Below are 13312 nucleotides of genomic sequence, written 5' to 3' on the forward strand. Positions count from 1 at the left end.
GGAGCAAGTAGGGTCACATGAGCAAGAAATTATTTATTAAAACCTGGGGTTGTCAGATGAACGAGTACGATTCGTCTCGCATGTCGGATTTGCTTAATAAAACTCACGGTTTAGAAGCCGCTGCTTCGGCTGAAGAAGCTGATGTGGTGTTGCTTAACACTTGTTCTATTCGTGAAAAAGCTCAAGAAAAAGTGTTTTCTCAGCTGGGCCAGTGGAAAAACTTAAAAAATGATAAGCCTGATTTGATTATTGGCGTTGGTGGTTGTGTGGCTTCGCAAGAAGGTGAAGCGATTCGCCAGCGTGCGCCCTACGTTGACGTGATCTTTGGCCCGCAAACACTGCACCGCTTGCCTGAAATGATTAAAGAAGCTAGTGGTGACGGTACCAAGCGTAAAGCTGTGGTCGATATTTCTTTCCCTGAAATCGAAAAATTTGATCGTTTGCCTGAGCCGCGAGCTGAAGGTCCTACGGCGTTTGTGTCGATTATGGAAGGTTGCTCGAAGTACTGCTCTTTCTGCGTTGTTCCTTATACGCGCGGTGAAGAAGTGAGCCGTCCGTTTGATGACGTTTTAGCCGAGTGCGCACAGCTGGCTGAACAAGGCGTACGAGAAGTGAATTTATTAGGTCAAAACGTGAACGCCTATCGTGGCCCAACTCATGAAGGCCATACGGCTGACTTAGCAGAGCTTATTACTTATGTAGCGGCGATTGATGGTATTGACCGTATTCGCTTTACGACATCGCATCCGGTTGAGTTTTCAGACCGTTTAATTGAAGTTTATGAAGATGTTCCTGAGCTGGTTAGCCATCTACACCTCCCAGTTCAGAGCGGCTCAGATCGCGTTTTAGCACTGATGAAGCGTGGCCACACAGCGCTTGAGTACAAGTCTAAAATCCGTCGTTTACGTAAAATCCGCCCGAATATGTCGATGTCATCTGACTTTATTATTGGCTTCCCTGGTGAAAGTGAGGCTGATTTTGAAGAGACTATGAAGTTAATTGGCGATATCGGTTACGACCACTCGTTCAGCTTTATCTACAGCGCGCGTCCAGGTACGCCAGCGTCGGATATCGTCGATGATACGCCGATGGAAGTGAAGAAACAGCGTTTATCGATTTTACAACAGCGCATCAATCAGCAGGCTTTCTCAATCAGCCGCAACATGATCGGCAATAAAGAGAAAGTGTTGGTTGAAGGCCCATCAAAGAAAGATCCGATGGAGCTTCGCGGGCGTACTGAAAACAACCGAATTGTGAATTTTGTCGGCCCGCACAGCTTAATTGGGAAGTTTGCTGAAGTGACGATCACTGATGCCTTCCCTAATTCATTACGCGGTGAATTCGAGCCAGACGGCTTGGTTCATTAAGTCATCAATTGTCCAAAGGTTAATTCTTGTCCAAACTATCTAACGAAACTTTTGAATTAGTCCCAGCCGATAACAAACGTTTATCGGCTTTATGTGGCTACCTTGACGAGCATTTAAAACATATCGAGCGCCGCTTAGGCATTGAAGTGAATGTTCGTGGTAACTCAGTCAGTTTAATCGGCGAAGGCATCAATATTGCTGCTGGACGCCAGGTGGTAGAAAGCCTCTATGCCGACACCGCCAAGAAAAGGGTACTCGATAGCGCTGATATTCACTTAGCGATTCAAGAGATTTCTACTGAGTTAGAATCGGCCAAGCCAAAAGCCCATGCTGATGACAACGTGACGTTAGTGACCAAGCGTGGGTTAATTAAGCCGCGCAGTCCAAATCAAAAGCAATACCTGCAAAATATTATCCACCACGACATCAGTTTTGGTATTGGCCCTGCCGGTACCGGTAAAACCTACCTAGCGGTGGCGAATGCGGTGGATGCGTTAGAAAAGCAACAAGTGCGTCGTATTCTTTTAACACGCCCAGCGGTCGAGGCGGGTGAGCGCTTAGGTTTCTTGCCTGGTGACTTGGCGCAGAAGGTCGATCCTTACTTACGCCCTTTATACGATGCGCTTTACGAAATGTTTGGTTTCGAAAAAGTGGCGAAGCTGATGGAGCGTAACGTGATTGAGGTTGCGCCGCTTGCCTATATGCGCGGACGTACTTTAAACGACGCCTTTATTATTTTGGATGAAAGCCAAAATACGACCGTCGAGCAGATGAAAATGTTCTTAACGCGAATTGGCTTTAGCTCTAAAGCGGTGGTGACTGGCGATATTACCCAAGTCGATTTACCGCGCGGTCAAAAGTCTGGCTTACGCCATGTGATTGACGTATTAAAAGACGTCGATGGCATCAGCTTCACCTTCTTCCAGTCGAAAGACGTGGTGCGCCATCCTGTGGTTCAGCGAATCGTGCAAGCGTATGAAGATGCTGATGTTGCAGAAGCTAAGCGTGCGGCTGATACCGCCAACGACGCGGCTAAAAAGCTCTAATGGCAGATCGATTGATTAATTCACAGATACCATTGTTGACGCTTCGTTAATGAGTACTTTGGATTTAGAACTACAAATAGCCACCAATGCTGAAAGCTTGCCACAAGAAGAGCAGTTTTCAGCTTGGGCGCAAGCCGCCGTTAGCAAGGTTTTAAATAACCAAAAGCCGACGGCTCTTACCATTCGTATTGTATCGAGCGAGGAAAGCCAAGAGCTGAACCATCAGTTTCGTGGTAAAAATCGCCCGACTAACGTTTTATCATTTCCCTTTGAACTACCCGAAGGCTTACCGCCTGAGTTAATGCAAGAACTACTGCAAGAGATGCAGCCTGAAGAGAAGGTGTTAGGCGATCTTGCGATCTGCGCCGAGGTGGTGGCGAAAGAAGCAGAGCAACAAGGGAAAAAGCTCGAAGACCACTGGGCACACATGGTGATACATGGGTGCTTGCATTTATTGGGCTACGATCATATAAAAGATGAAGAGGCTGAAATTATGGAAGCTTTAGAAGCTGAGATTTTAGCCGAACTAGGGATTAACAACCCCTATATCATTGATTAATCAACTATTTATACTATGTTTTGGCAACTAGAGGACAACCGAGCGCCATGAGCGATGACAAACCTCCGTCGAGGAGTTTTCTCCAAAGAATTTTCGATATCTTCCAATCTGAACCTCAAGATCGCCAGCAACTGGTTGAAGTGTTGCGGGTCGCAAAAGACGATAAACTGATAAAAACTGACTCCTTAGCAATGATGGAAGGGGTCTTACAGGTGGCTGAAATGCAGGTGCGCGATATCATGATCCCGCGCTCGCAGATGAATGTTATCCATGAAGATGCCTCCTTGCAGGAAATCCTGCCGATAGTCAGCGAAACCCAACACTCACGCTACCCTGTGGTTGGTGAAAATCGCGATGACATCGAAGGCATCATGCTCGCTAAAGAGCTCTTAAGCTATGCCTATGATGAAAATGGTAGCCAAAAGTTTGATATTAAAGATATTTTACGTCCAGCCTACATCATCCCAGAAAGTAAACGCCTCGATGTGCTATTGACGGAGTTCCGCTCAAAGCGTAATCACATGGCGATTGTGGTGGACGAATACGGCTGTGTATCTGGCCTTGTGACGATTGAAGACGTGCTTGAGCAAATTGTTGGCGATATAGAAGATGAGTTTGATATCGACGATGAAGAAAGCAATATCAAGTTGCACTCGAATGGTGAGTACATCATTAAAGCGCAAACGGATATCGAAGACTTCAACGAACGCCTAGGCTCAGACTTCCCCGATCAAGAGTTTGACACCATTGGTGGCTTACTGGTCAATAAATTCGGCCACATGCCACAGCGCGAAGAAACGATTAAAATGGGGGACTTTAAGTTCACCGTATTAAACGCTGATCAGCGCCGAGTTCATTTATTACGGGTGAAACCCTTGGCACAAGAACAGGGATCTTAGATAGCCTTTGGTGGGGGCTTAAGAGTAGTTGAAGAAATGCACCAAGTACCCCTTTAAAAGTTAGCCTCAGAATTCAAAATTATAGTGCAAATTGGGCATGGATAGCCCAATTTAGCAGAAACGAAACAAGGAGGTTTCGTGGTGACTGAAAGGAATGCCCGTGGTGCGGCGCGTTGATAATTTTTCCTTCTGAGGTTTGCCCTTTAGGGCCTAACTTTTAGGGGCGAGTTTTTTGGTTCGTTTTTTGCTCGCCAAAAAATGAACATCAAATAATATTCATATAGTATTTAAAATTTTGTTCGTACCTGCACAATTAAGCAACTTTTTCAAAATAAAGCTTACGATAACAGCGGGTTAGCTATAATAATACGCAAGAGAGCCAACAATGACACAAAAATTTGCCAGTCCGAACGGCTGGCTGGCATTTTTTATTGCCTTAATCGCGGGAGCGGTTTATCCCTTAGCATTTGCACCACTTAACTGGTGGCCGCTGGCGTTAGTTTCTATAGGCGCTTTCTGGTGGCTATTGACCGATAAAACGCCTAAAAAAGCTTTTCGTCTTGGCTGGGGCTATGGCTTTGGTGTATTTATTGCCGGTGTCTCCTGGGTTTATGTGTCAATAAACACCTTTGGTAATGCCGCACCATGGTTAGCGGTAACGCTGACCATTGTCTTCGCCATGATATTAGCCTTGTTTTACAGTATTCTTGGCTGGGTCATGCAGAAGATTTTTAGTAAGTACTCACTTGTCTCACGCATAATGCTATTCAGTGTCATCTGGATTGGTTTAGACATTGCCAGAGGCTCTGGATTTGTCAGTTTCCCGTGGTTGTATGCGGGTTACAGCCAAACCGAAGCCTTAATGCAGGGCTTGGCTGGCTTCCTCGGTGTGCATGGCGTTACTTTATTTGTGGTTATCCTAAGTTGCCTACTATCTGAAGTGGTGGCGACTAAAGGTTACGCACAACAACGACGTTTTCTAATCCCTATATTAACGGTGTTGGCAATTCCTTTTGTTGCCACGCTGTATATGTTTTCCAAAGCAGCAACCAAAGAGCAAACCTTGACCATTGCTTTAGTGCAACCTAATGTTGATCAACATATTAAGTGGAATTCGGAGTACTTTAATCAGATCATGTACGGTCTGTTTGAGCAAACCGATGCATATTGGGGCGCAGATTTGGTGGTGTGGCCTGAAGGTGGTATTCCAGCGTTTGAAAACAGAGTCCCAGGCTTAATGTCTGAGCTCGAAGCGAAAGCTAAAGAGTCGGGTAGCACCTTTATTACGGGCATACCGATGCATGAGCCTGATAATAGTGAAGTCTACTACTCGGGCGTTCGCCTGCTCGGTGAAGAGTCGCAACATTACCATAAACAACAGTTGGTTCCTTTTGGCGAATATATTCCTTTTACTGAGCTTTTACGTGGCGCCATCGACTTTTTTAATTTACCAATGTCGAGTTTTACGCCGGGTAGCCCCGAGCAAGCACCACTGCGTACCGAAAAAGCAGCGTTAGTGCCGGCGATTTGTTATGAAATAGCTTTTTCAGGCCTAATTCAAGGGCTTGGCAAGCAATCCCAAGACCAATTCACAGCAATTCTCACCATCAGCAACGACACATGGTTTGGCGACAGCTGGGGCCCGTTACAACACTTCCAGATCGCCCAAATGCGTGCTATCGAAACAGGCCTTCCCGTAATCAGAGGCACCAATAACGGACTTACTGCCGTCATCGCCTCCAACGGACACGTGATGGATCAAATCCCACGCTTCGAACGTAAAGTACTCGCCGGCGCTTTTGTCCTCGACAATAAACCAACATGGTTCTTGCGGTATGGCTATTGGACTTTGCTGGTGCTGGTGATTGTATTTTTGGGAGCGGCGTTTGGCTTTAGAAGAAAAAATTAGTTATGTAGGTTGGGTTAGTCTTTAGACGTAACCAATTTCTCTCGGCATATGAAATAAGTAAGGAAGTATTATGATAAATAAGATTCTAAGTATTTTGCTTTGGTTGATGATTTATCCACTCCCAATAAGTGCAGCAGTCATGGATAAACCATTTTCCAACCGTGCAGACTTTATAGTTTGGTCAGAAGAAATTGCACGAACTGAAGTATCACTAATGGTATCTTCGGGATGCTTCGCTTCCACAATACGCGATGAGGTTAATGACTCGTATGCAATAAGTCTCCAAAAGTTTTTAATTAATATCAATCCTATGCCAATTTATGATTATAGAGGATACATGCAACTATACTGTGAGAGTCCGTTAATGCATATAGGAGTAGATAAATGGGGTGAGTATTATGGACTAGAAGTATCTTCGATAAATAGTAACGGTAGTGTGGACACTGAGTTGGGTTCTCGCTTTTTTCCAATTGATGAAGAATATGATTCATTAGATGACTTCTCAATATTAAGGAAAAACTATAGTGTCATAACAGACTCATTGCATAAGCAGGATGTTTCCTTTTCTGGCTATAATGTTAATTATGCCAGTGATAACGTGTATATGGTTAAGCAAGAAATATTGAGAGACATTAATAATGCCGTTAACAACCATAAAAAATATATTCAAGAGTATATTCAAGACCATAATGGAATGTATTTGCTGCGTCTTTCTTTTACGATTGTTTTTTGGTCAGTTATACTTTTTTGTGGGGTTATACTTTTATTAAGAGCCAAAAATAGACTCTCTCGTAAAAAAATAGGGTTTAGGCACAGCTTGAAGGGAGTGATAGGGGGTATAACCCAAAGGTTCAGAGAAAAGCGTCATCACAAAAATGATTCTATAAGGATAAAAAAAGGTAAATTTAGTGCAACATACTCTGTGTCGGAAGAGTTGATGCGGTGGGCTGATTTAAAAGAAAAAGGTGTTATTACGGAAGATGAATTTAATCAGGCGAAAAAGGAATTGTTAGAAAGGAAAGGTTAAAAGTATTAAGTACACAACTGTGAGGGTAGTGAGCTTAGCCCAAGCAGATTAGCACCAATTACCCCTTTAAAAGTTAGCCTCATCATTTGAAATTATAGGGCAAATTAGTAGTTGACCCAAAGGGAATCCCCTCGCGGGAACAGCCCAATTTAGCAAAGGCGAAACAGGGCAAGCAATGCTCCCGGCTTTGCTATTGCATTCCCCACGTCCCTGTGGGTCAGAATTTCGTTTTGCGGCACGTCAATAATTTTGAATGATGAGGGAAGCCGTTAGGCCTAACTTTTGGGGCGAGTTTTTTGGTTCGTTTTCCCTAAAGGAACTTCCTTTGCTCGTTTGCTCGATCAAAAAATGAACGTAAAAGAAGAAACCACTTAACATTGAGAGTAGTGATTAGATTTAATCATATTTACCCTATCTAAAGATCTCTCGCCGACACACGAGTGATAACCGCTGATAAAGCTAAAGGTCGCATCAGGCCACTAAACCTAGTAAACCCTAACAATTAACCTTGTTGCTATCCCCCCTGTCAGGTAACATTAACAGCTTGTAGTTTGAGGCTGTCCGGGGCTTTTGGCCTGTTTCCTCCTAATCATATTCAATAACTAAAGATTTTCAGACAATGCAACTAACTGAGCACTACCAACCTTCTGAAATTGAAGGGAAAATTCAAGAAAAGTGGCAAAAAAATCAAACCTTTAAAGCGGTCGAGGATGCTTCGAAAGAGAAGTATTATTGCTTGAGTATGTTCCCGTACCCGAGTGGTCGCCTACACATGGGGCATGTGCGCAATTATACGATTGGTGATGTTATCTCGCGTTTCCAGCGTATGCAGGGCAAAAATGTGATGCAACCGTTTGGTTGGGATGCGTTTGGTTTGCCGGCGGAAAATGCGGCGGTAAAGAATAATGCTTCGCCTGCGCCTTGGACTTATGAAAATATCGAGTACATGAAAGGTCAGTTGCAGACGTTAGGTTTTGCTTTTGATTGGGATCGTGAATTTGCGACCTGTCAGCCTGAATATTATCGCTGGGAGCAGTGGTTTTTCACTAAGCTCTACGAAAAAGGCTTGGTTTATAAGAAAACCTCGTCGGTCAACTGGTGCCCGAATGACCAGACGGTTCTTGCTAATGAGCAAGTGGTGGACGGTACTTGCTGGCGCTGTGATACGCCGGTTGAGCAGAAAGAAATTCCACAGTGGTTTATTAAGATTACTGAATATGCCGAAGAGCTTTTAGAAGATTTAGAGAAGCTTGAGGGTTGGCCAGAAATGGTCAAAACCATGCAGAAAAACTGGATCGGTCGCTCGGAAGGGGTTGAAGTTGAGTTCGATTTTTCTGAAGGTGAGAATTTACGTGTTTATACCACGCGCCCAGACACTTTGTATGGCGTGACGTATCTTGCCGTTGCGGCGGGGCATCCGATTGCGACGATGGCGGCCGAGAATAATGCAGAGCTTGCTGATTTTGTACACGAGTGCAAAAACAGCAAAGTATCGGAAGCCGAAATGGCGACCATGGAAAAGAAAGGTATGGCGACTGGGCTATACGCCAAGCATCCGCTGACCGGTAAAGAGATTCCAATTTGGGTGGCGAATTTTGTGTTGATGGATTATGGCACTGGCGCTGTGATGGCGGTTCCGGCACATGATCAGCGCGATTATGAATTTGCGACAAAGTACGGCATCGACAAAGCTGCGGTGGTGAAGCCTGCCGATGGTTCTGAGTTAGATATTAGCGAAGCGGCTTATACAGAAAAAGGCATCGTGATTAACTCGGATGAGTTTTCGGAGATGCCATTTGAGCAAGCGTTCGATGCTATCGCTGAAAAGTTAGAATCGCTCGGTAAAGGCAACAAAACGGTGAACTACCGCCTTCGTGACTGGGGCGTTTCACGCCAGCGTTATTGGGGCGCGCCAATTCCAATGATTAATATGCCTGACGGGTCGGTTGTTCCTGCGCCAGAAGATCAGCTTCCTGTACGCCTACCAGAAGACGTAACTATGGATGGTGTGACTAGTCCGTTGAATACTGACGAAGAGTGGAAAAAAGCGGTGGTTAATGGCGTAGAAGGCATTCGTGAAACCGATACTTTCGACACCTTTATGGAGTCGAGCTGGTATTACGCGCGCTTTACTTGTCCAAATTACGAAGACGGCATGTTAGATCCTGAAAAGGCGAATCATTGGCTGCCAGTCGATCAGTATATTGGCGGTATTGAGCATGCCACCATGCACTTGCTGTATTTCCGCTTCTTCCACAAGTTGTTGCGTGATATGGGTTTGGTGAATTCTGACGAGCCAGCGAAAAAGCTATTGTGTCAGGGCATGGTGTTGGCTGATGCTTATTATTATGTTGACGACAAAGGCGCGCGCCAATGGGTATCGCCGCTAGAGGTTGAGGTTGTTGAGCGTGACGACAAAGGTCAGGTGATTAAAGCGGTCGATAAAGACGGTAACCAAGTGACTCACGCTGGCATGACGAAAATGTCGAAGTCTAAAAACAACGGTATTGATCCACAGTCGATGGTCGATCAGTATGGCGCTGATACAATGCGTTTATACACCATGTTCGCTTCGCCACCGGATCAGTCTTTGGAGTGGCAGGATTCTGCGGTTGAAGGCTCGCAGCGTTTCTTGCGTCGTTTGTGGAAGATGGTGCAGTCGCATCAACAAAAAGGCAAAGTGGCTAAGCTCGATGTGGCAAGCTTGAATGGCGATCAAAAAGCATTGCGTCGCAAGACTCATGAAACCATTGCTAAAGTCACCGATGATTATGATCGTCGCTACACCTTTAACACGGCTATCGCCGCGGTCATGGAGCTTTTAAACCATGCGGCGAAAGCTGAAGAAATGTCAGAGCAAGATCGCGCTGTATTGCATGAAGCTCTAGAGACAGCTGTATTGTTATTAGCACCAATCGTGCCCCATATTTGCTCAGAGTTATGGCTAGCCCTTGGTGACTTGGTGGATGATACTGAGCGTCTTGATGTAGTGGATGCTAAATGGCCAACGGCCGATAAATCTGCCATGGTGCAGGACGAAAAGTTAATCGTGGTGCAAGTCAACGGTAAAGTACGCGCCAAAATCACTGTTGCTGCCAGTGCCTCGAAAGATGAAGTCGAAGCACAAGCATTGGCCGATGACCACGTTAAAAAGTTCACCGATGGCAACACTATTCGCAAAGTGATTGTGGTTCCGGGTAAATTGGTTAATATTGTTGCTAATTAGGGCGAAACGATAGATTAGGAATTCGATGAAGACTCGTTTAATACTGATAATGTTAGCCGCTTGCAGCTTAGTTGTTGCTTGCGGCTTTCAGTTGCGCGGTGCTGGTACAGAGCTTGATAACGCTAAGATTTGGGTGTTAAGCAAAAACCCGAACTCAAACTTTGAGCGAACCCTAAAGCAACGCTTAACGTCGCAGGGCGCGAAGCTGGTGGATGCTGCTGAGGATTCACAAATGCAACTGGCGGTCATTGGTTATGACACAGAAAAGCGTACCGTTGCGCGTGATAGCTTTGGCCGCGCGAGTGAGTTGGAGTTGATATTTACCCTTAAGTATCAATTGCTTACGCCTAGCATGGTGACTGAGGGTGAACCTGAAACTCAAACCTTAAGCAGTCGTCGCGAATTCGCCTACCAGCGCACGTTAGAATCTGGCCAGGTTAATGAGCAGCAGCGTTTGATCAGTGATATGCATCAAGATGTGATCAACCGTTTATTATTGCAAATGGCAACGACGCTGCATTTAAAACCAAATTCTTAATCCGCACATTTAACTGCCAAGGTAACCGTGAAAGTCTATCCTGAAAAATTAGAGCAAGCTTTAAATAAGACCGATCCTAATAAAAGGGTCTCAGTTTATTTGGTTGCTGGCGACGAGCCTTGGCAAAAGATGGAAGCCGCCGATCAAATTCGTGCCCATTGCAAAAAGCAGGGGATTCTTGAGCGTCAAATCATCGAAGATACCAATGCTTCAAACCCACTGACGGATCAGGCAGGCACAATGTCGCTATTCGCCGAAAGCCGATTGCTCGAATGGCGTTTCGATAAAAGCATCAAAAAAGCGCAAGGCGAAGCGATTCAAAGTTTTATTAATAGTCAGCCAAGCGATGTGTTGCTAGTTATAGCGCCTAAGCTTGCTAACGAAAAACGCACCTCTTGGTTCAAAACGCTAGAGCAGGCGGGAATTGTGGTTGAGGTTTGGCCAATCCCTGCAGAACGCTTAGGGGGCTGGTTACGTCAGCGCGCTACTAATTTGCAGGTGCAGCTAGACAACGACGCTGTTGGGGTTTTGGTTGAGCGCTGCGAAGGTAACTTGTTGGCGGCGCATCAAGATTTACAAATGTTGTCGCTACTCGCCGAAGGCAACGTTATAACAGGCGATAATATTCGCGATTATGTGGGCGAAAACGCCCGTTACTCTACGTTTGAGCTGGGCGACGCTTGCTTGAGTGGTCAAGCCGAACGAGCGCTACGCATGTTAGCCAGTATCGAGGCAGAAGGAACTTATCCGCTACCCATCGTTAATCAATTATTGCGCGAATGTCAAAGCCTTGCTAAATGGTCAGAAGATATGGCGAAAGGCACCCCCATGGCAGAAATATTCAAGACCAATCGTGTGTGGCCTAAAAAACAAAAGATTCTTCAAGTTGCCTTATCCAAAGGAAGCGTGAAGAAGTGGTACGCCATGATTCAGCGGCTAACCATGATCGATAAGGGCATAAAAGGTCAGGCAGATATCGATGTGTGGCAAGAGCTGTCTTATGTGGTGTGTCTGATCGCTGGGGTGAATCCCTTTAGAGCTAAAAAAACAACAGCACCAAGCCAGCCAGCTTCAACGCAAACCTCTACTGCCGCTAGCAAAGGCTTGAGCCACCTCAAAAAAGAATTGGGAATGAGCTGATGTCACCAGCTTTAGCAGAAAAAAATAAGCTAATGCATATTATCCTGGGGGGAACTTTCGACCCTGTTCATTTCGGCCATCTGCGTATGACGCAGGAAATGCTGAACCGATTTCCCCAGGGCAAAGTTTCTTTGATGCCAGCGGCATACCCGCCGCATCGCCCAGAACCTGGCGCCTCAGCGCAACAGCGGATCGAAATGCTTGAGTTGGTGCTGAGTAAATATCCCCAACTTACCATTGATAGCCGCGAGCTAAACCGTACAGAACCAAGCTACAGCGTGGTCACTTTGCGTGAAATTCGCCAAGAATTAAAAGACGCCGGAAAAGCAGATACCTGCCTCGTGTTTTTGATGGGTACAGACGCTTTTGCCAAACTTAATCAATGGTACCAGTGGCAAGAATTAATAAGCCTCACCAACATTTTAGTGGTCGGGCGCCCGAGTAGCGAACTGCCGAGTGACGGTGAGATGGCAGAGTTTTATCAAAAGCACGCGATCGATAGTCTCGACCATTTGCCACACTATAGTCACGGCAAGGTAGGTTTCTGCCAGATGCCACAGTTAGATATCTCGTCAACCTATATCCGGGAACAAATAAATCAAGGCTTTTCACCCCGATTTCTTTTGCCTGATGGTATACTAGACTACATGAATCAGTATGGCCTATATGGCTTAAACCGTAAAAGTTAAGGTAATCAATGCAAGTTGAGCAGTTAAAAAACGTTGTTGTAGAACAACTAGAAGACCTAAAAGCTAAAGATATCAGTGTGTTAGACGTTCGTGAGCTAAGCTCAGTGACCGATTATATGATCGTTGCGAGCGGTACTTCTAACCGTCATGTTAAATCCGTAGCGCATAACTTAGTCAGTGAAATGAAGGACCAGGGCGTCATGCCTCTCGGTGTTGAAGGTGATGATGTTTCTGAGTGGGTACTGGTGGATTTAGGCGATGTTGTGGTTCATATCATGCTTGCCCAAACTCGCGACTTCTACCAACTAGAAAAGTTGTGGGACCCAAACTGGAAAGAAGCTCGCTCTCAGTAATTATACTGACGTACTCCCATGCAATTGCGCTTAATCACGGTCGGTCAAAAAATGCCTAGCTGGGTTGAGCAGGGCTATGAGGAGTATGCGCGTCGTTTTCCTAGGGACTTTCAGCTGGAACTGATCGAGGTTGCGGCGGTCAAACGCGGAAAGAATGCCGATATAGCACGATTAACCGATAAAGAAGGTGAGGCGATGCTAGCTCATGTCTCGAGTGGTGATTGGGTGATTGCTTTGGATGTCAAAGGTAAGCAGTTATCGACGCCTCAGCTTGCACAACAGATTGAACACTGGCAACAACATCACCCGAGCCTTGTGTTGTTTGTCGGTGGGCCAGAGGGGCTGGCGCCAGCTTGCCTTGAGCGTGCCAATCAAAAAATATCGTTGTCTAACCTGACGTTTCCACACCCTTTGGTAAGAGTTATCATTGCTGAGTCATTGTATCGAGCATGGTCGGTGACGGTGAATCATCCCTACCATCGAGAATAGACTTTTTAGTGAGCTCGGTCGAGGGGCATTTGTAAGAAACGTGGCAAACTCGAAGTCATCAAACACTAAC

Annotated in this window: 12 protein-coding genes; all 12 read left to right on the forward strand. The window is 45.6% G+C overall.

Going from position 1 to position 13312, the window contains the following annotated elements; all coding sequences use genetic code 11:
- The first annotated feature begins 17 nt into the window (after positions 1-17).
- The 12 genes from miaB to rlmH all read left to right on the forward strand — a co-directional run bounded on the left by miaB (position 18) and on the right by rlmH (position 13242).
- Positions 18-1367: a tRNA (N6-isopentenyl adenosine(37)-C2)-methylthiotransferase MiaB gene (miaB, locus tag ABD128_RS08620; RefSeq protein WP_343989194.1), complete on the forward strand. Its 1350-nt coding sequence runs from the start codon at positions 18-20 to the stop codon at positions 1365-1367.
- Between the two features lie 26 nt (positions 1368-1393).
- Positions 1394-2413 carry a PhoH family protein gene (locus ABD128_RS08625; RefSeq protein WP_343989196.1) on the forward strand — a complete coding sequence of 340 codons (1020 nt, stop codon included), beginning with the start codon at positions 1394-1396 and terminating at the stop codon, positions 2411-2413.
- Between the two features lie 49 nt (positions 2414-2462).
- Positions 2463-2972 (forward strand): rRNA maturation RNase YbeY, encoded by a 510-nt coding sequence (gene ybeY, locus ABD128_RS08630; protein ID WP_343989198.1) that lies wholly within the window; start codon positions 2463-2465, stop codon positions 2970-2972.
- A 47-nt stretch (positions 2973-3019) separates the two neighbouring features.
- Positions 3020-3871 carry a CorC family transporter gene (locus tag ABD128_RS08635; protein ID WP_343989200.1) on the forward strand — a complete coding sequence of 284 codons (852 nt, stop codon included), beginning with the start codon at positions 3020-3022 and terminating at the stop codon, positions 3869-3871.
- Between the two features lie 385 nt (positions 3872-4256).
- Positions 4257-5780, forward strand: coding sequence for an apolipoprotein N-acyltransferase (lnt, locus tag ABD128_RS08640; RefSeq protein ID WP_343989202.1), 1524 nt, complete (start codon positions 4257-4259; stop codon positions 5778-5780).
- Positions 5781-5850: 70 nt separating this feature from the next.
- Positions 5851-6807 (forward strand): SHOCT domain-containing protein, encoded by a 957-nt coding sequence (locus ABD128_RS08645; protein WP_343989204.1) that lies wholly within the window; start codon positions 5851-5853, stop codon positions 6805-6807.
- Between the two features lie 619 nt (positions 6808-7426).
- Entirely contained in the window at positions 7427-10033 is a 2607-nt protein-coding gene (gene leuS, locus ABD128_RS08650) for a leucine--tRNA ligase (protein ID WP_343989206.1), read from the forward strand.
- Between the two features lie 25 nt (positions 10034-10058).
- Positions 10059-10571 carry an LPS-assembly lipoprotein LptE gene (locus tag ABD128_RS08655; RefSeq protein WP_343989208.1) on the forward strand — a complete coding sequence of 171 codons (513 nt, stop codon included), beginning with the start codon at positions 10059-10061 and terminating at the stop codon, positions 10569-10571.
- Positions 10572-10598: 27 nt separating this feature from the next.
- Positions 10599-11711: a DNA polymerase III subunit delta gene (gene holA / locus ABD128_RS08660; RefSeq protein WP_343989210.1), complete on the forward strand. Its 1113-nt coding sequence runs from the start codon at positions 10599-10601 to the stop codon at positions 11709-11711.
- Positions 11711-12400 (forward strand): nicotinate-nucleotide adenylyltransferase, encoded by a 690-nt coding sequence (nadD, locus tag ABD128_RS08665; protein ID WP_343989212.1) that lies wholly within the window; start codon positions 11711-11713, stop codon positions 12398-12400. The genes holA and nadD overlap by 1 nt, the downstream gene beginning before the upstream one ends.
- Positions 12401-12408: 8 nt before the next feature.
- Positions 12409-12753, forward strand: a complete 345-nt coding sequence (gene rsfS, locus ABD128_RS08670; RefSeq protein ID WP_343989214.1) for a ribosome silencing factor — start codon at positions 12409-12411, stop codon at positions 12751-12753.
- Positions 12754-12771: 18 nt separating this feature from the next.
- Positions 12772-13242 carry a 23S rRNA (pseudouridine(1915)-N(3))-methyltransferase RlmH gene (gene rlmH / locus ABD128_RS08675; RefSeq protein ID WP_343989216.1) on the forward strand — a complete coding sequence of 157 codons (471 nt, stop codon included), beginning with the start codon at positions 12772-12774 and terminating at the stop codon, positions 13240-13242.
- Positions 13243-13312 lie beyond the last annotated feature (70 nt).

It is taken from the genome of Kangiella japonica (assembly GCF_039523535.1).
Lineage (GTDB): Bacteria > Pseudomonadota > Gammaproteobacteria > Enterobacterales > Kangiellaceae > Kangiella > Kangiella japonica.

What these genes read in the sequence shown, in the direction of transcription:
- leuS (WP_343989206.1), top strand. Translation starts at nt 7,427, where the DNA reads ATGCAACTAACTGAGCACTACCAACCTTCTGAAATTGAAGGGAAAATT.
- ybeY (WP_343989198.1), top strand. Translation starts at nt 2,463, where the DNA reads ATGAGTACTTTGGATTTAGAACTACAAATAGCCACCAATGCTGAAAGC.
- rlmH (WP_343989216.1), top strand. Translation starts at nt 12,772, where the DNA reads ATGCAATTGCGCTTAATCACGGTCGGTCAAAAAATGCCTAGCTGGGTT.
- ABD128_RS08645 (WP_343989204.1), top strand. Translation starts at nt 5,851, where the DNA reads ATGATAAATAAGATTCTAAGTATTTTGCTTTGGTTGATGATTTATCCA.
- lnt (WP_343989202.1), top strand. Translation starts at nt 4,257, where the DNA reads ATGACACAAAAATTTGCCAGTCCGAACGGCTGGCTGGCATTTTTTATT.
- ABD128_RS08635 (WP_343989200.1), top strand. Translation starts at nt 3,020, where the DNA reads ATGAGCGATGACAAACCTCCGTCGAGGAGTTTTCTCCAAAGAATTTTC.
- rsfS (WP_343989214.1), top strand. Translation starts at nt 12,409, where the DNA reads ATGCAAGTTGAGCAGTTAAAAAACGTTGTTGTAGAACAACTAGAAGAC.
- ABD128_RS08655 (WP_343989208.1), top strand. Translation starts at nt 10,059, where the DNA reads ATGAAGACTCGTTTAATACTGATAATGTTAGCCGCTTGCAGCTTAGTT.
- miaB (WP_343989194.1), top strand. Translation starts at nt 18, where the DNA reads ATGAGCAAGAAATTATTTATTAAAACCTGGGGTTGTCAGATGAACGAG.
- nadD (WP_343989212.1), top strand. Translation starts at nt 11,711, where the DNA reads ATGTCACCAGCTTTAGCAGAAAAAAATAAGCTAATGCATATTATCCTG.